15 protein-coding genes are annotated in these 17,998 nt (G+C 67.5%); 2 read left to right on the top strand and 13 right to left on the bottom strand.

Going from position 1 to position 17,998, the window contains the following annotated elements:
- Positions 1 to 49 precede the first annotated feature (49 nt).
- The 8 genes from HWX08_RS07755 to HWX08_RS07720 are packed head-to-tail and all read right to left on the bottom strand — an operon-like array spanning position 50 to position 7,591.
- Positions 50 to 382, bottom strand: coding sequence for an NIPSNAP family protein (locus HWX08_RS07755; RefSeq protein WP_174919906.1), 333 nt, complete (start codon positions 380 to 382; stop codon positions 50 to 52).
- Entirely contained in the window at positions 372 to 2,003 is a 1,632-nt protein-coding gene (locus tag HWX08_RS07750) for a bifunctional 3-(3-hydroxy-phenyl)propionate/3-hydroxycinnamic acid hydroxylase (protein WP_174919905.1), read from the bottom strand. The genes HWX08_RS07755 and HWX08_RS07750 overlap by 11 nt, the downstream gene beginning before the upstream one ends.
- A gap of 3 nt (positions 2,004 to 2,006) precedes the next feature.
- Complete coding sequence (locus tag HWX08_RS07745; protein WP_174919903.1) at positions 2,007 to 2,885, bottom strand: alpha/beta fold hydrolase; 879 nt, start codon at positions 2,883 to 2,885, stop codon at positions 2,007 to 2,009.
- Between the two features lie 27 nt (positions 2,886 to 2,912).
- On the bottom strand, positions 2,913 to 3,518 hold the full coding sequence (locus tag HWX08_RS07740) for an amino acid synthesis family protein (protein ID WP_174919901.1): 606 nt from the start codon (positions 3,516 to 3,518) through the stop codon (positions 2,913 to 2,915).
- A gap of 50 nt (positions 3,519 to 3,568) precedes the next feature.
- Positions 3,569 to 4,084, bottom strand: a complete 516-nt coding sequence (locus HWX08_RS07735; protein ID WP_069258517.1) for a VOC family protein — start codon at positions 4,082 to 4,084, stop codon at positions 3,569 to 3,571.
- 12 nt (positions 4,085 to 4,096) lie between these two features.
- The gene (locus HWX08_RS07730; protein WP_107312651.1) at positions 4,097 to 5,134 is read right to left on the bottom strand and encodes a WD40/YVTN/BNR-like repeat-containing protein; all 1,038 of its coding nucleotides are present in this window, start codon (positions 5,132 to 5,134) and stop codon (positions 4,097 to 4,099) included.
- 15 nt (positions 5,135 to 5,149) lie between these two features.
- Entirely contained in the window at positions 5,150 to 5,962 is an 813-nt protein-coding gene (locus HWX08_RS07725) for an SDR family NAD(P)-dependent oxidoreductase (protein ID WP_107312650.1), read from the bottom strand.
- A 48-nt stretch (positions 5,963 to 6,010) separates the two neighbouring features.
- Positions 6,011 to 7,591: an acetolactate synthase large subunit gene (locus HWX08_RS07720; RefSeq protein WP_174919899.1), complete on the bottom strand. Its 1,581-nt coding sequence runs from the start codon at positions 7,589 to 7,591 to the stop codon at positions 6,011 to 6,013.
- Between the two features lie 759 nt (positions 7,592 to 8,350).
- Here HWX08_RS07720 and HWX08_RS07715 point away from each other — a divergent pair.
- Positions 8,351 to 10,777, top strand: a complete 2,427-nt coding sequence (locus HWX08_RS07715) for a membrane-bound PQQ-dependent dehydrogenase, glucose/quinate/shikimate family (protein WP_174919897.1) — start codon at positions 8,351 to 8,353, stop codon at positions 10,775 to 10,777.
- Positions 10,778 to 10,884: 107 nt separating this feature from the next.
- Complete coding sequence (locus tag HWX08_RS07710) at positions 10,885 to 12,000, top strand: porin (protein ID WP_174919895.1); 1,116 nt, start codon at positions 10,885 to 10,887, stop codon at positions 11,998 to 12,000.
- Between the two features lie 168 nt (positions 12,001 to 12,168).
- Here HWX08_RS07710 and HWX08_RS07705 read toward each other — a convergent pair whose 3' ends face one another.
- From HWX08_RS07705 to HWX08_RS07685, 5 genes are read right to left on the bottom strand one after another with little or no spacing between them, the layout of a single operon-like run.
- Positions 12,169 to 13,101 (bottom strand): amidohydrolase family protein, encoded by a 933-nt coding sequence (locus HWX08_RS07705; protein WP_174919893.1) that lies wholly within the window; start codon positions 13,099 to 13,101, stop codon positions 12,169 to 12,171.
- Positions 13,102 to 13,103: 2 nt separating this feature from the next.
- Positions 13,104 to 14,426, bottom strand: a complete 1,323-nt coding sequence (locus HWX08_RS07700) for an MFS transporter (protein WP_174919891.1) — start codon at positions 14,424 to 14,426, stop codon at positions 13,104 to 13,106.
- Positions 14,427 to 14,437: 11 nt separating this feature from the next.
- Positions 14,438 to 15,676 carry an MFS transporter gene (locus tag HWX08_RS07695; RefSeq protein WP_174919889.1) on the bottom strand — a complete coding sequence of 413 codons (1,239 nt, stop codon included), beginning with the start codon at positions 15,674 to 15,676 and terminating at the stop codon, positions 14,438 to 14,440.
- Positions 15,673 to 16,953, bottom strand: a complete 1,281-nt coding sequence (locus HWX08_RS07690) for an MFS transporter (protein ID WP_174919888.1) — start codon at positions 16,951 to 16,953, stop codon at positions 15,673 to 15,675. The genes HWX08_RS07695 and HWX08_RS07690 overlap by 4 nt, the downstream gene beginning before the upstream one ends.
- The gene (locus tag HWX08_RS07685; protein ID WP_174919886.1) at positions 16,950 to 17,996 is read right to left on the bottom strand and encodes an amidohydrolase family protein; all 1,047 of its coding nucleotides are present in this window, start codon (positions 17,994 to 17,996) and stop codon (positions 16,950 to 16,952) included. The genes HWX08_RS07690 and HWX08_RS07685 overlap by 4 nt, the downstream gene beginning before the upstream one ends.
- Positions 17,997 to 17,998 lie beyond the last annotated feature (2 nt).

Raw genomic sequence — 17,998 nt, 5'->3', positions numbered from 1 at the left:
ATACCTCGGTAGAGACTGCACGATGGGCGCGGACGGTGCGACGACCGCATCACGCGGCCGGGTTCGGCGCACGCAACAGGCCGCCGATTTCCTGCCGGAGAATCTGGTTTTCCTGTCTGACGAGCAGATGCCGGACCTTGCCGCGAAACGTCCTGAACTCGGGATCGGCCATCAGCACGGCACGTCGCCGCGCGCGATCGTCCAGCGAATCGAACGCCCACAGATAGACGAGCTGGTTCAGCGGCCCGACTTCCGTCGCAAAGCAGCCGACCATCGTGCCGAGCGCCTGCTCCTGCGCCTTGCGGCCGCATTCCGCGTACAGCCGCAGATAATCGGCGACGCCGCCCGGCACCAGCGTGTACGTGCGTTGCTCAACAAACATCGACTTCCTCCCGTTGTCGCGGCGCGAACGCCTGAAAGGCCGCGGTCACACCGGCGATCCCCGCGGCATCCGTCTGCGCGGCCACGTAGCGATCCGGGCGCACCACCACGAGCGGGCCCGGATGGCGGTCGAACCAGGTCGCCAGTGCGTTGTCGACGTCTTCGACGCACGTGCTGCCGTAGCCGCTGGCCAACCGGCCCGCTCGGCCGGTGCCGCTGCGCGAACGATTGACCTGAATGAACGTTGCGCCCAGCGCTGCCCAGTACGCGCGGTCGTCGTCGCTCAGGCACGCCTGCGGATCGCATTGCCAGCCGACGATCGAGAACCACAGGCCGAGCACGTCGTCGAGCTTGCGGCGCACGCCGTCGGCCGTCTCGACGTCGGGCTGCGCGATCATCCTGCCGACTGCACCATCCGGCACCCCCGGCAGCACGACGCCCCGCGTATAGCTCGGCATTGGCTTGAAACGCATCTGCAGGATGTAGTCCTTCAGGCCGGGCGCAAACCGCGCGAGCCCGAGGAAACGATCGCGCAGGAACGCGACGAGCCGGCTGGTCGGCATCAGCATCGCGCCGAACGTGTCCGCGAGGTCGATCATCGCCTTCGCGTGATCGCGCCGCTCCGATTCGTACGTGTGGATCACGCCGGGATGCAACGCACCGTTGACGACGCCCGCCAGTTTCCACGCGAGATTGCCGACGTCGCGCAAGCCCGCATTCAGGCCCTGGCCGATCCACGGCGGCGTCAGGTGGGCCGCATCGCCGACGAGCGCCACGCGGCCGACGACGAAGCGCTCGGCGATGCGCGAATGGTGCGTATAGGTCCGCGCGCGCACGATCTCGAGGCGCTCGACATCGTCGACGTACGGCGCGATCAACGCGCGGATCGATTCCGGCCGCGCGATCGCTTCTTCATCCTCGTGCGGGAACACGAGAAACTCCCAGCGCCGGAAATTGAACGGCAGGTAGATGCAGACGTTCGGACGGCGCGGGTCGCAGTTCAGCGCGGTGCACGGCTGGTCGAGCCCGGCGTTCTTCACGTCGACCACCACCCACTTCATCGGATGGGTGGTGCCGGCCAGCTTGATGCCGAGCCACTCGCGCATCGGGCTGCGGCCGCCGTCGGCCGCCACCACGTAGTCGGCCTCGAGCGCGTAGTGCCGCCCGTCGGCGCGGCGCACCTGCAGTGTGACGCGTTCGTCGTCCTGTGCGACACCGACCACTTCTTCGCCGGTCCGCAGCGACACATGCGGGTAGCGAGCCAGCCCGTCGCGCAGCGTTCGCTCGGCCAGCTGCTGCATGAAGATGTTGCGCCGCCACCAGCCGAATTCGCGCATCGACGGGCGGATGTCGGCGAAGCATTCGCCGTTCGCCTTGAACATCCGCAGCGGCACGTTCTGGATGATGTCGCGGCTCAGTTCGTCGGCGAGGCCGGCGGTCTGGAACAGCCGCAGCGCCTCGTCGTCGATGCCGACCGCGCGCGGAAACTCGACGATCTGCGGCGCCTTCTCGATGATCACCGTCGCGACGCCATAGAGTCCGAGCAGGTTCGCCATCGCCGCGCCGTTCGGCCCCGCGCCGACGATCGCGACCGAGGTCCGTTCCGGTTGGTTCGCGCTCATGCGTCAGCCTCCCGTGCGCCACGCCGGATCGTCGAGACGATCGAGCCACGTGCGCAATGCGCGGTTGAACGCGGCGGGTTGATCGTCATGCACGTAGTGCGTCGCGCCGGGAATGTCGATCCGGTCGATTCCGGCATTGGCCGCGACCATTTCGGCCGCCACGTCCGCGGACAGGAAATCCGATGCGCCGCCGCGCAACAGCAGCGTCGGCACGTGCAGGTTGAGGACCAGCGGCCACAGATGGACGAGTTGCTCCGGCGTCGCGGCGAGCCGCGCTGCCGCAATCCCGTCGGCGTCGTGCCGCCACACGATCCGCCCTTGCGCATCCTCTTTCAGCGAGTACGCGACGCGCGAATCGAGCGTGGATTCCGCGATGTTCGGCCGCTGGCGTCGCCAGAACGCGCGCGCGTCGTCCCACGACGCGAACGCGTCCGGCGTTTCCTTCAGCTCGCGCTTGATGCGCTCCGAACCCTGCGAACCGGCCGACGCACCGGGGCCCATGTCCTCGATCACGAGGCCGGCGAGCCGTTCCGGCTGCGCTGCGGCATAGACGAACGCATTGGCGCCGCCCATCGAGTGCCCGACCAGCACGAATCGTTGCAGGCCGAGCGCGCGCACCAGCGCGTCGAGATCGCGCACGTAGGCCGTCGCGTAATAGTCCCGCTGCGGATCCCAGTCGCTCAGCCCGCGGCCGCGCTGATCGAGCGCCACGACCCGGTAGCGGTCGACCAGCGCGTCGGCGACGGGCTCCCACGTGTGCGCGTAGCTGCGCAACCCGTGCAGCATCACCACGGCCGGTGCATCGTCGCGCCCCCAGCTCACGTAGCGCAGCCGCAGCCCGTCGCTGTCGACCCACCCATCCTTCACGGATGCCGTATTCATCCTCTCCTCCCCGGCCTGCATCGGCGATCAGACCAGACCGTCGTTGCCGACGATCTCGCTTGCCTTCAGCCCGCCGAGCCGCGCATGCAGGCGGCCGCGCGTCGCGAACGCGAAGATCACCAGCACTTCGTCGTCGTTGGGCGCATCGGGGAACAGACACGTCACCGTGTCGTAGTGCGAGCGCACGTAGAGCGCATCCTTGTGCGCGAGCGGCACGTCGATCACGGTATTGACCGGGCCGCGCTTGCCGCTCGACGGCACCCACGACTTCCCGCCGCCCAGCGCCGCCCGGATCGGCTCCGCGAAGATCGACGTCAGGAACGCGTTGCCGTGTTCGTATTCGCCGGCCGAGCCGACCAGGCAGGCCTTGCCGTAACTCTCGATCGCACGGTCCGCGGCGAGCGCTTCGATACGCCGCGCGAACTCTTTGCCGAGCGCGGGCGACGGACGCACCAGGTCGTCGAGGTTTTCGCTGAAGCGCCCCGCATACGGGTTGTGAACGGCCGCGGCGATCACGATCTTGCGCAGCGGCTCGCCGTCCGCGAGCTGGCCGGATTCGTTCGCGAGCGAATCCTCGATCTGCGTATACCACTTGCGGATATGAAACCCTTCGAGATTGGCGATCTTGCTCATCAGGAATCCTCTGTTAAATGTCGGCTATGGGGAAATGGAAGACCGGCGCGTCAGTCGAACAGCGGATCGAGTTGCGCGGGGTCGCTCGGTGCGTTGTACCGGTGCAGCACGCGCTTGCCCTCTTCGTCGTCGGTGACGGTTTCGCAGAAGAATTCGAGGCGGTTGCCGTCCGGGTCCGTGAAGTACACGCCGATCCCGACCTTGTGATCGGTGATCTTGACGATCGGCACGTTGCGGCGAATCAGCATGCCGTACAGGCGACGCAGTGCGGTCAGTCCGCCGGCGATCTCGAGCCCGTAGTGCTGCAGGCCGATCGTGCCGAGCTCCGCGTCGGACGCCGCGCGGATCAGTGCGATGTCATGGTGCTTCTGGCCGAAGGACATGAACACCCACTGCTCGCCGCGCGCGGTTTCCGTCATGCCGAGCACTTCGGCGTACCAGGTGCTCGAGCGCACGGGGTCGCGCACGAACAGCGACAGGTGGGTGCGCTGGACGCGCGGGGTCGGCAGCGGCAATCCGCTCGCGTTCGCGCGCTCGGCGTGCCGCTGGATGTCGGACGGTGTCATCGTTCGCTCCCCTCAATTGATCGACTGCGCGTGCGCCACGAGCGGTGCTTCGAACGGCGTCCACGCGACGGCCGTGATCTCGCTGAAATCGCGCCACTCCTTGGCCCAGTTCCGGCCGCCGTCGCGCGAACGGAACAGGTGCCCGTACTTGGTGCCCGCATAGACGAGCGCCGGCCGGGCCGCATGGACGCCGAACGCCCAGAACGTGGAATTCGGCGGCGTCTGCAGGTCCGTCTCGTGCCACGCGTAGCCGCGATCGGTCGACCGGTAGATGCGGCTGCGGGTGCCGGGCGTGCCGTCGCCGATCGCCATCAGCAGGTCGCCTTCCGGCTCCGGCAGCTGCACGACCGTGCGCGTGTAGTACAGCCCGTCGAAGCGGTCGCGCGACTGTCTGGCATCCCAGGTCTGCCCGTCGTCCTCGCTCACGTACACCGCGTTGACCGTCAGCAGCACCGTGGTTTTCGGCCGGTCCGCCGTGGCGGACAGCACGGCGATCGCATGGATGTCGCTGTTGCGGATCGCCGTGCCGGGGCCGTCCACGCGCGCCCAGCTCGCGCCGGCATCGCGGCTGCGCCACGCGCCGCCCTCCTCCACGCCGTACCAGACGTTGCGGCCGTCGTCCGGATCCACGCAGATCGTCAGTAACCGCGGGCGATTGACGCCCGCGCAGAACTCGGGGAACTCGGGCGCCGTTCTCTCCCACGTCAGGCCCGCGTCGCTCGACTTGTACAGCGCGGCGCGCGACGGTGCGCCGGTGCCCGCATAGAGCACCGCGGGGTTCGCCGGATCGATCGCGATGGACCAGACCGTCTGCCCGTTCAGCAGGTTCTCCGGACGAAACCAGTGCGCGCCGCCGTCCTCGCTGATGCACAGCCCCGCATCGGCGCCGGCATAGACGCGCGACGGGGTCGCGGGGTCCACTGCGAGCGCACGGACGATGCCGTCGAATTCGATCGGCTCGGCGAGCCCGAGGCGATGCCAGGTCTTGCCGTCGTCGTTCGAGCGCAGGATGCCTTGCCCGGCCGTGGCGACCAGTACGGTTGCGGTCATGAAATGCTCCTCGTGTCAGAGAAAAATGCCGCGCGTGAGGCCGCCGTCGCAGCCGATCGACTCGCCGGTGATCGAGCCGGATTTCGGCGATGCGAGAAACGCGACGATCCACCCCATTTCTTCCGGCTGCAGCACGCGCCGGATCGGCGTGACCTTCACGTAGTTCGCCTCGACCTCCGCGGCCGTGAGCCCCTGCTTCTGCGCCTCTTTCTCGTAGAGTTCGTGGATGTGCGGCGTCTCGACGACGCCCGGGTGAATCGTGTTGACCGTGATGCCGAACGGGCCGAGCTGGTCGGACAGCGTCTTGGTCAGGTGCACGATCGCGACGTTGCGCATGCCGGACAGCTGCTTGCTGCCGCGGCCCGTGAGGCCGCCGATGTTGACGATCCGGCCGAAGCCGTTGCGCCGCATGTAGGGCGCGGCCGCCTTCGCGCAGCGCAGGTAGCCGACCACCTTGATGTCGATGTCCTGAAGCAGCCCCTGCGGGTCGGCGTGTTCCAGCTCGGCCCGCACGAGGCCGCCCGGATGCGCGGCGCCGTTCAGCAGGATGTCGAGCCGGCCGAAGCGCTCGACGCTCGCGGCCATCGCCGCTTCGACGGACGCCATGTCGGTCGTGTCCAACGTGACGGGCAGGATCGCACCCGCCGTGTCGCCCAGCGGCGCGAGTTCCGCGCGAAGCTCGGCGGCGGCCGCTTCGAGATGTTCGATGCGCCGCGCGGCGAGGGTGACATCGACGCCTTCGCGGGCCAGCTCGAGCGCGACGGCCTTGCCGATGCCCATGCTGCCGCCGGTGATGAACGCGGCTTTTCCGTGGAGTTGCAGATCCATAGCGATGAAAGGTGAGAGTCCGGATTGAAGGGGAAAGCGGGTGCGCGATCAGGCCACGCACATTTCGATGAGCGTCGGCCCGTCGGCATACGTGAGCGCGTCGTCGAGCGCCTGCACCAACGCTTGCGTCGTGCTCGCGCGCTCGGCCGGCACGCCGTAGCCGCGCGACAGCGCGAGCCAGTCGATCGGCGGATCGTCCAGCAGCGTCAGGCGGCTGGCGTGCGGCGTGTCGGCCGGCAAGCCGCTGCGCGCGAGTTCGGTCTGCAGGATGCCGTAGCGCCGGTTCGACGCGATCAGCACGACGACCGGCAAACGCTCGCGCGCCATCGTCCACAACGCCTGGATCGTGTACTGCGCACTGCCGTCGGACTGCAGCGCGAACACGCGGCGGTCCGGGCACGCGACGGCGGCGCCGAGCGCCACCGGCAAACCCTGGCCGATCGCGCCGCCCGTATTCGTGAGGATCGTGTGACGGCGGGCGCGCGCCGACGCGGTGACGAATGGATAGCCGCACGTGCCGCCCTCGATCGACACGATCGCGTCGTCCGGCAACGCATTCGCCAGCACGCGGCCGACGGCCTGCGGCGTCAGCGACCCCTCCTCGACCTGCCAGCATTCGACTGGCACGCCGTCGGCGTGCTCCGGTGCGCCAATGCGATCCGCCAGCGCTTCGAGCGCATCGTCGGCAGCGTCGCCCGGCGCGGCGAGCGTCACGATGTCTTCAGGGCGCGCGAGTTCGCCTGGAATGCCTTCGTAGCCGAAGTAGGTGACGGGCGCGAGCGCGCCCGCCAGCACCACGCGCCGGCTGGCCAGCGCGGCCAGCGCCGGCTCGGGGAAGTAAGGCAGCCGGTCGATGTCCGGCAGGCCGCCGCCGCGCTCGGCGCGCGCCGGGAAGGTTTCGCTGAAGCAGGTCGCGCCGGTCGCCGCCGCGATGCGCGCCGCCGCGCGCTGCCCGCGCGCCGACAACGCACGGCCGCCCATCAGCAGCACCGCGCGATGGCCGCTGAGCAGCAGATCCGCGACCCGCCCGACCTGCGCGGGGTCGAACGACACCGTGGCCGGGCGAACGACGGCGGGCGACGCCGCATTGCGCACCTTGGCCGACTGGAGGTCGACCGGCAGCACGAGCGTCGATACGCCGCGCTGCGCGCCCATCGCGGCCGAAATCGCGTCGGCCGTATCCGTCGCGAGATCCGTATCGCGCGCGACGCTGCGATACCACACCGAAACGGGGCGGGCGAGCGACTCGATGTCCGACGTGAGCGGCGCGTCGTACTTCAGATGATCGCGCGTGTGATCGCCGACGATGTTCAGGATCGGCGTGCGCGCACGGCGCGCATTGTGCAGGTTGGCGATGCCGTTTGCGTGGCCCGGCCCGAGATGCAGCAACGTCATCGCGGGCTTGCCGGTCATGCGGCCGTAGCCGTCCGCGGCGCCCGTGCACACGCCTTCGAACAGCCCGAGGATCGAGCGCATGCCCGCCACGGTGTCGAGCGCACCGACGAACGGCATCTCGGTGGTGCCGGGATTGGCGAAACAGACGTCGACGCCGGCGTCGCGCGCCGTCTCGAGCACGACGCTCGCCCCGCTTCGGGTTCCGGTATCGGTGTCCAACTGTGGGATGTTCATGCGGCCGCTCGACGGTTTGAATGGGATGGGTTTTACTGTAATCCCGAATTACGGGATTTGTCAAACAGCAAAACGTCGACGTCACGTTTGTCGCACACACGTTTACCCGATCCATTCCTCACAATTTCATGGAATTCCGTACATCCACGATTCCAGCGGCATCCCCAAAAAATTATCGCTATTCCCGTTATTCGGAATTTTATGATTCCCCAATCGAGCCGACGCTTCGCCCGCCACCCCGTTGCCGGCCACTTCGCCATGGACGCGGCACCATCGCCCTTCGATTGCAAATGCGTCTGGCATGCTGGACGGCTCGTTGAGCGAGCGCGGAGCCGACCATGCAGCCATCCGGATGGGTGACACTGACGATGCGAGAGCCTGATCGACTCAAGGTAATCCAAGGCTGTGTGGGGTGGGCACGGGCTTGATGCGTGGACGTGCGACCGAACGGCTCGGCGTAACCGCCGCGCAGTTCGCGCGCGTGCCGCGAAGAACCCGGCATCCCCTCCGCGCGCGCCATCGTCATCGTCTCGTCAGATAGTTAAAACATGAAGCAATTCGTCGATTGATATAAAATGCACTATTTGGTTAATTTCCTGAACTAACTCGACGTCGGGAAAGAGAAGGTTCGCCTCCGGAGCCTGTGAAGGCATGCGTGCAACGCCGCATGTCGCTCCGGGGTGCATGCGCGGCCGCACTCCCGTGCCGCGAGCGTCTCCCCTTCGCTCCCCGCCCGGCGCAAACCGAGAGAAGACAACCATGTCCATCCAATCACATCCAGCGCCCGTTCGCGGTGCGGCCCGAATCGGGTTTGCCCTCGCCGGACTGGCCTGCGTGCTTCTAGGGATCTATTTCGCGATCGGCGGCGGCATGCTCATCGCACGCGGCGGCAGCTGGTATTACCTGCTGGCCGGGCTTGCGTTGTGCGCGACCGGCGTCCAGCTCGCGCGACGCCGCTCCAGTGCGGTCCCGATCTACCTCGTGATGCTGATCGCCACCGCGCTGTGGGCCGTGTGGGAGGCCGGCTTCGATTTCTGGCCGCTCAACACGAGGATCTTCATGTTCTCGATGATCGGCATGCTGCTCGCGGCGGCGTGGCCGCTGCTGCGCCGTGCCGAAGGCAAGGCGCCCGCCCGCGGCGCGGCCTGGGGCATCGCCGCCGTGCTGCTCGCATGCAACGGCGCGTTCGTCTACGGCATGTTCGTGCCGCACGGCACGTTCGGCACCGAAGCGCCGCTCCCGGCAGCCAGCCACGCCGGCACCGACGACTGGACCGCTTATGGGCGCTCCGCCGGCGGCGACCGCTTCGCGGGCGCCGCGCAGATCAATCGCGACACCGTGAAGAACCTGCAGGTCGCGTGGACGTTCCGCACCGGCGACACGCCGCTCAGCCCGGACGGCGGCGGCTCGGAAGATCAGGAAACGCCGCTGCAGGTCGGCAAGACGCTGTTCCTGTGCTCGCCGCACAACACCGTGATCGCCGTGGATGCCGCGACGGGCACGGAAAAATGGCGCCACGCGTTCCCGACCAAGACGACGGTCTGGGTGCGCTGCCGCGGCCTCGCGTACTTCGACGCCGACAAACCGCTCGTGCAGCCGAGCGTCGCCGGCTCGACGCCGGTGTCGCCGATCGCCGCGTCCGGCGATCCGGCCATGTGCCGCCGCCGCATCTTCATGAACACGATCGACGCGAAGCTCGTCGCGCTCGATGCCGACACGGGCAAGCTGTGCGACGACTTCGGCGATCATGGCGTCATCGACCTGAAGGCCGGCCTCGGTAACGCGAAAAGCCCGCTGTACGAACTCACGTCGCCGCCGACGGTGGCGGGCACCACCGTGGTCACGGGCGGCCGGGTCGCCGACAACGTGTCGCTCGACATGCCCGGCGGCGTGATCCGCGGCTTCGACGTGATGACGGGCAAGATGAAGTGGGCATTCGATCCGGGCAATCCGGACGATCACGCCGAGCCGGCCCAAGGCAAGCTCTTCACACGCTCGACACCGAACGTGTGGGCGCCGATGACCTACGACGCGACGTCGAACACGATCTACATGCCGGTCGGCAACGCAGCGATCGACCTGTGGGGCGTCAAGCGCACCGCGCTCGACGAAAAGTACGGCGCATCGATCCTCGCGCTCGATGCGACGACGGGTGCGGAGAAGTGGCACTTCCAGACCGTGCATCACGACCTCTGGGACTACGACGTGCCGATGCAGCCGACGCTGGTCGACTTCCCGATGGAAGACGGCAAGCACGTGCCTGCGCTGATCGTCGGCACCAAGATGGGCCAGCTGTTCGTGCTCGACCGCGCAACCGGCCAGCCGCTGACGAAGGTCGTCGAGCATCCGGTCAAGACCGCGTCGATTCCGAACGAGCCGTATTCGAAAACCCAGCCGCTGTCGGTCGGCATGCCGCAGATCGGCGCCGAGGTGCTGAAGGATTCGGACATGTGGGGCGTCACGCCGATCGACCAGCTGATGTGCCGCGTGATCTTCCGCGGGATGCGCTACGACGGTCTTTTCACCGCGCCGGACACCGATCGCTCGCTCAGCTTCCCCGGCTCGCTCGGCGGGATGAACTGGGGCGGCCTGTCGTACGATCCGAACGCCGGCGTGATCTACGTGAACGACATGCGGCTCGGCCTCTGGGTCCATCTGGAGAAGGAAAAGAACCGTAGCGGCACGTCCGACGGCAACGAATCGGTGAATGCGGGCATGGGCGCGGTGCCGCTCGGCGGCACACCGTACTCGGTGCTGAAGGACCGCTTCTTCTCGCCGCTCGGGATTCCGTGCCAGAAGCCGCCGTTCGGCAGCCTCACCGCGGTCGACCTGAAGACGCGCAGCATCGCATGGCAAGTGCCGCTCGGCACGGTGAAGGACACGCGCCTCTACGGCGTGCAGATGCACATGCCGTCACCGATCGGCATGCCCACCATCGGCGGCTCGCTCGCGACCGGCGGCGGTCTCGTGTTCTTCGCGGCGACGCAGGACTACTACCTGCGAGCGTTCGACAGCTCGACGGGCAAGGAACTGTGGAAGGCACGCCTGCCGGTGGGCAGCCAGGGCACGCCGATGAGCTACACGATCGACGGCAAGCAGTACATCGTCATCTCGGCGGGCGGTGCGCGCCAGTCGCCCGATCGCGGCGACTACGTGATCGCCTACGCATTGCCCGACAACAAGTAAGCGCGCGATCCGGCCGGATCATGCGCGGCGTGGCGCGGCGAAGGTTGCCGCGCCACGCCGCATCCGGCGCGTCATGCCGCTGCTGCGGCGCCATCCCTGCCTTCCCCATGAGTCATTCCTGTCCCGCCTCCCATCCCGACTACCACGACGTCGCGTCGGGAAACGGCCGACCGCGCCCGCCACGCCGGTCGGTCGCCCGCATCCGCTTCGCCGCGCATATCGGTGCGGCCGCAACGATCGTGGCCGCGCATCCGTCGCCGGCCCACGCGCAAGGCAGCGTGACGCTGTACGGTGCGATCGACACGAGCATCGAACTCACGAATCCCGGCGCGGGCTACGTCGCGCGGATGGATTCCGGCGCATATCGCGGTTCGCGCATCGGCATGCGCGGCGCCGAGGATATCGGCAACGGCGTCAAGATCCTGTTCGACCTCGAAAGCGGCTTCGGCTCGACTAACGGCACGCAGGCCGTCGCCAATACGGTGTTCAACCGCCAGGCATGGATCGGCGTGAGTTCGCGCTACGGCACGGTGCGGGTCGGCCGCCAGTATTCGCCGATCTATATCCCGTTCAAGGGGCAGCTCGATGCGTTCGGCGCGGGCACGATCGCGTCGGGGCTCGACAACCTGTCGAAAATCACGCCGTACGCAAGCAATGCGATCACGTATCTTTCGCCGGAAGTCCACGGCTTCTCGACCACGATCATGGCGTCGTTGCGCGACGCAACGGACGGCGACGGCAACGGCCTCGCGGGGCACATCGAGACGTTCTCGTGGCATGGCGGCCCGCTGCGCGTTTCGTACGCGCATCAGCAAACCCACGGCAGCGGCGCGCTGCGCGCCAACCTCGGCGGCGTGTCCTACGCATTCGGCCCGGTGACCGCCTTCCTGTCGTATTTCAACGGCGACGGCGGAACGCCCCGATATCACAACGACGGCGTGTCGGCGTCGGCGCGCTACGCGGTGAATGCGCGCTTTCGCACGTCGCTGGGTTACACGTGGCTGCGCGACCGCTCGGGCGGCGACAACGACGTCGACCAGTTCAGCGCCGCATGCGAGTACGACGTGTCGAAGCGGATCCTGCTGTATGCGAGCGCCGCGTGGCTGCGTAACCGCGGCCACGCGTCGTTCACGCTGAAAGGCGTCAACGTGACCGGCCTCCCGCCGTCGTGGCCGGGGGCATCGGTGAGAGGCATCCAGTTCGGGATGATCGATCGTTTCTAGAAGACGAAGGCAGCGAAATCCGGCCAAGCTGGCGAAGTGGATCGAGATCGACGGCGAGGACGACGTCCAGTTTCCGAAGATTTCCTCCCCGAGAGCGCATCGCGACTTCTTGTTCGAGGATCGATTCGCGGTCCATGCGAATCAAAAAAGCGACTGTGCGATCAGCCTTCAGTTCCAGCGGTACAACTGCTCCGGATTAGCGACGAATATCATTCGTTGCCAGTCCGGACGCCCGATCCAGCCGGCGATCACGTCCAGCATGCCTGCGTCGTCCGGCTTGTCCGTCTTCTGCGTCGGGTGCGGCCAGTCGGTGCCCCAGAGCATGCGTTCCGGCGCCATGTCGATCAGCGCCTTCGCGATCGGTGCGACGTCATCGTACGCAGGCGCGCCCGTCTTGCTGTCGACATACGGCCCCGACAACGTGATCCACGTATTGCCCTTTTCAACGAGGCGTTGCGCGGTACGAAACGCGGCCGACGCCAGCCCGCCGGGCTGCGGCACATGCGCGATATGGTCGATGACGAGCGGACAAGGCAGCGCCGCAAGATGCGGCTCCAGCTCCGGCAGCCGCGCGCCCTGAACCACCAGCTCGATATGCCATCCGAGGTTCGCGATGCGTGCGGCGAGCGGCGCCAGCATGTCGAGCGTCGTCGCGCCCGGATAGCTCAGGTTGAACCGGATCGCGCGGATACCGCCGCGATCGAGCGCCCGAAGTTCGTCGTCGCTCACGGTGCCGTCGACGACGGCCACGCCGCGCGCGTCGGCGCCGAACTGCGCGATCGCGGCCAGCGTGCAGCGATTGTCGGTCCCGTACGTCGACGGCGTCACGACCACGTTGCGCTTCACGCCGATGCGCGCCTGCACGCTCCGATATTGCGCGACGGTCGCATTCGGCGGTCGCAGCGTCGTGCCAGGCGCGACCGGGAACCGGTCGTCGTAGATGTGCATGTGACAGTCGATCGCCCCTTCGGGCAGCCGGAACGCCGGCCGCCCGGTGCCGCTCGACCACGTTTCGCCGGCGGCGGCCGGCCTCGGCAATGCAGCCGAAGCGAGCGTCGCGCCGGCGATCCGGAGGAATCCGCGTCTCGCGATGCGCGCCATGATCAGATGGTCTCCGTCTTGCCGACCAGCTTGCCGGCCGCATGATTGCGCGTGAGCAGCAACAGCGTCGCGACGCTCACGAGCGTGAGGATCGCGAGCGGCATCAACGCGAGCGCGTAGCTGCCCGTCGCCGCCTTCACCCACCCGTACACGTTCACCATCAGCCCGCCGCCGAGCAGGTTCGCGATCGCGTTGACCGTCGCGAGCCCGGCCGCCACGGTGCTGTTGGACAGCATGTCGGTGGCGAGTGCCCAGAACGGGCCCTTGAACGAATACGCGCCGACCAGCACCGCGCAGAGCATGCAGATCGTGGGCAGCAGCGATCCGCTCAGCGACGTCGCGAACAGGCCCACGCCGATCAGCAGCATCGGCACGACCGTGTGCCAGCGCCGCTCGCCGACGCGGTCCGAGCGCCGGCCCCAGTAGACCATCAGGATGGAGGCCAGCGCATACGGCACCGAGTTCAGCAGGCCGGTCTGCATGACGGTCAGGCCGAACGACTTCAGCAGCTGCGGCTGCCACACCGACAGCGTGCTGCCTGCCGCGGAAGCGCACGTGTCGACGAGCGCGAGACACAGCACGTAGCGATTGCGGAACAGTTGCGTGAGCGGCAGCGACAGCACCTTCTTGCGGGTCTTGTTGCCGGCTGCCAGCGCGCCCGAGAGCCACGCGCGCTCGTCGTCGTCGAGCCACGTCGCGTTTTCCGGCTTGTTCGTCAGTATGAACAGGCATGCGACGCCGAGCAGCACGGTCGGAATGCCTTCGAGGATGAACAGCCAGTGCCATCCACGCAGGCCCCAGACGCCGTCCATCTGCAACAGCAGCGCGGAGAGCGGCGAGCCGATGAAGCTCGCGGCCGGAATCGCGACCATGAACGTCGCGACGATCCGCGCACGATACTGCGCGGGAATCCAGTACGACAGATAAAGCAGCACGCCCGGAAAGAAGCCGGCCTCGGCCGCGCCCAGCAGAAAGCGCAGCACGTAGAACGTCGTCGCGTTGTGTACGAGCGCGGTCGCCGCCGACACGATGCCCCACGTGATCATGATCCGGGCAATCCAGATCCGCGCGCCGTATTTCTGCAGCGCGAGGTTGCTCGGCACTTCGCAAAAGAAATACGAAATGAAGAACAGGCTGCTGCCGAAGCCGAAGACCTTCGCCGACATCCCGAGGTCCTCGTTCATCTGCAGCGACGCCATCCCCACGTTGCCCCGGTCGATGAAGGCAAGCAGGTAGCAGATCATCAAAAAGGGAACGAGTCGCCAGACGACCTTTCGTATGGTCCGGCGCTCGATCGCGGACGCGTCCATGAAACCCGTTTGCATGTTGTCTCCGTTTATTGTGCGCCTGAGCGCGTTCCTGTGAACCGTTGCCATGCGATAACCGCAACGACGCCGCACGCGAGCACGGACGCCATGGCGGCGAAGGTGTGTCGCACGCCGAGCGCCTCCGATGCGCTTCCGACGAGCAGGTAACCGAACGGCATCGTGCCGTTGTAGGCCATGCCGTACATCCCGACGAGCCCGCCGCGCACGTGTTCCGGACACTGGCGCTGAATGGTCGCGTTCGTCGACGTGGCCGCGAACGTGAGGCTGAAGCCGAGTGCATAGAACGCGGGAATCGATCCCGCCGCACCGGTCGTCGCGGCCAGCACGGCCAGCGCGCCGACCGCGGTCCACGGCGCGTATGCGATGAACCGGTGCGACGCGCGCGGCCCGAACGCCGACGACAGCAGCACCGCCGCACTCAACGAGCCGGCGCCGGCGCACGCGAAGAACACGCCGGTAAAGTGCGCCGCGTCGTGAAAGCCCTGGTCCGCGAGCAGCGGCACGAGCGTCTGGTAGCTGCCGGCGAACAGGCCGATGCACGCGAGAATCGGCAGATAGCGGGCCGAGAACGCATCGGACATCACGTAGCCGACCGCGTCGCGCAGGCCGCTCTCCGCGCGCGACGGGCGGTTCGCCGACGCGGTCCGGATCGACCGCACGCACGCCGCCATGAAGCACAGCGCGAGCGCATAGATCGCAAACGACGTCCTGGGCCCGAGCGTCGGATAGACGAAGCCGGCGATGGTCGGGCCGACCATGCGCCCGACGTTGTAGACCATCGTGTTCATCGCGACCGCGTTGGAGGTGTGCGTCGCATCCTGGAGGCTCGTCAGAAGCAGCACCTGCCGCGCGGGCGTTTCGACCGCGCTCGACACGCCGATCGCCAGCGCATGCGCGAGGATCAGCTTCACGCCGAGCAGGCCGAGCAGCGACAACGTGAAGAGGCTGCCCGTCAGCAGCAGCGACGTCGTCAGCACGCATAGCGTCACGCGGCGCGCGTTGGCCGAGCCGATGCGGGAGCCCGCCACCGGCGCGACGATCAGTTGCGGCCCGTACAGCAGGAAGTTGAGCAGCGCGAGGATCGCGCCCGAGCCGGACAGGTGATAGATCAGCAGATTGAGCGTGACGTTCTGCGTCCAGCTGCCGAGCACCGACGCGACCTGTCCGCTCAGGTAGCGCCGCAGCGATGCTTCCGACAGCGCGGGAAACAGCCGGCTCACCCACCCTGCTTCAGTTGCCACGCTCATGACAGCGCCTTTCCGCGCGTTTCGGGCGCGAACAGCACGACAGCGGCCGCGGCGACGAACGCCACGATCGTCGTCGCGAGTCCGAGCACGAAGCCGTCCGGCGTCGACGCCAGCGCACCGATGACCAGCGGCGCGATGAAGCCGCCGAGCCGGCCGCCGTTGTACGCGAGGCCCATGAAGAACCCGCGCGATGCGGTATTGCCGATGATCTCCGCGAGGAACGGGCCGGCACCCGCGAAGATGCCGTTCACGCTGAACCCGGTCAGAAAGATCGCGGCCATCAGCAGCAACGGATTCGCCGACACGATGTACACGCCGACGGCCATCGCGCCGACCAGCAGGTACGCCAGAAACATCGGCCGCCGACCGAGCCGGTCGACCCATGCCGAGAACAGCAGGAACCCGGCGATCGCGCCGAACTGGAGCGCCAGCACGAACTTCAGGCTATGCACGAAGTCGAGGTGCTTCACCGTGACGAGGAACGTCGGCGTCCACGTGAATACGCCCCAGTAGAGGTACTGCAGAAAGAAGATGAAGCAGAAGGCGGTGAGCAGGCCGCGCACGTTCAGCTTCTCGTGACTTGCGTTGTCGAGCTTGCGCGCCTGCGATTTCGCGTGCCTGCGTTCGAGCCAGATCGGCGATTCCGGCGTCTTGCGCGCGACCCAGAACAGAATGAAGAACGGCGACGCACCGATCAGGAACAGCAGACGCCAGCTGTCGCCGGCCAATCCGCCATGCGCGGCACCGACGATGCCCGAGATCGCGATCGCGAGAATCGCGCCGATCGGCAAGCCCATCTGCATCAGCGCGCCACCCTTGCCGCGCCGGCTCGGATGCCAGGTCTCCGCGATGAGCGCCGCGCCGGCGGTCCAGGTTCCGCCCATGCCGAGCGCGCCGAAAAAGCGCAGCGCGGCAAACCAGTGCGCGTCGGGCGCAAACGCGATCAGGCCGGAGAACAGCGAGTAGATGCCGACGCACAGCAGCGCGGTGCGCACGCGCCCGATCCGGTCCGACACGAAGCCGAACAGAATGCCGCCGACGATCTGGCCGGCCGCCGTTACGCTCGTGAAAATGCCGAGCTGCGCCTTGCTCAATCCGAACTGCAGCGCGAGCGTCGGCAGCAGCAGCGAAAGCAGGAACGAATCGTAGCTCTCGAACGTCCAGCCGAGCCCCGCGAGCGACAGCGAACGCCACTCGATACCGGTCACGCGCGTGAGCGCTTTTTCCGCGGCCGCGGACGCCCTCTCCTGCGTCGCTACGGTTGCACTCGTCTTCATGGGTTGTCTCCGGGAATCGCGATGCGATACGTCGATGCGGCCGTGCGGCTGAACAGCGCGGCCTTTTCATCGGCCGACATCGCGGACGCAAGTCGTTTGAAGGCGTTCCACAGCACGCGATAGCCGAACATCCCCTTGTCAACGGGGAAGTTGCTCTCGAACATGCAGCGATCGACGCCGAAAAGTTCGACGCAGGTGTCGAAACAGGGCTGCCACGCCGCGGCCAGTTCCTGCGACGACGGCGGCAGCGCGCGCGCGGCGAAGTCGAAACCGAACACGGTCATGCCCGCGCCGCCGAGCTTCATGCGCGTGTTCGGCAGCGCGGCGAGACGCTCGAGTTGCCGCTTCCATTGCGCATGCACTTCGGCACGCCGGCCGGCGTGCGGACCCACGCCGACCGGGCCGCCGAAATGGTCGATGACGACGATGACGTGCTCGCATGCGCGCGCGAGTTCGTACAGGTCGTCGAGCTGCGTGTGATAGACCCACGCGTCCAGCGACAGCCCGTAACGGCCGAGCGTCGTCACGCCCCGCCGGAAAGCCGGATCCGACATCCGGTCGCGCGGCGGCGTCACCGGGCTCGATCGCACGTCGGGGCTCGCATGCCACGCGAGCGGATTGCGGATTCCGCGCAATCGCCCGCCGGACACCTGCAGCATCGTGTCGAGCACCGCGTCGAGTTCCGCGCCGAGCGACAGATCGGCGCCGCCGACGATGGCCTCGCAGCATCGCGCGGGGCCGTACGCGCCGCTGTCGAACATCGCGGCGATGCCGCTCGCGAATTGCACTTCGCCGACCGGCTTGAACGCGTCGGGCCCGCTTGCGCGCAACATCGATCGACACTGCACGTAGACCGTCGACACGACCCGATGGCCGCTATGCACGTCCGCGCCGAACTCGTCCGCGAGATAGCGCCCGGTCTGGCGGTCCCACAGGTGATGGTGGGCGTCGACGATGGCCAGCTCGGGTTCGAGCACGGGCTCGTCGCGCAATGCGAGCCACTCGGGCCTGACGGGCAGATGGGGCGCATGAACGGTCTGCATCG

Source organism: Burkholderia metallica, assembly GCF_902832845.1.
Taxonomy (GTDB): domain Bacteria; phylum Pseudomonadota; class Gammaproteobacteria; order Burkholderiales; family Burkholderiaceae; genus Burkholderia; species Burkholderia metallica.
This window is presented reverse-complemented; position numbering and strand designations above follow the sequence as displayed.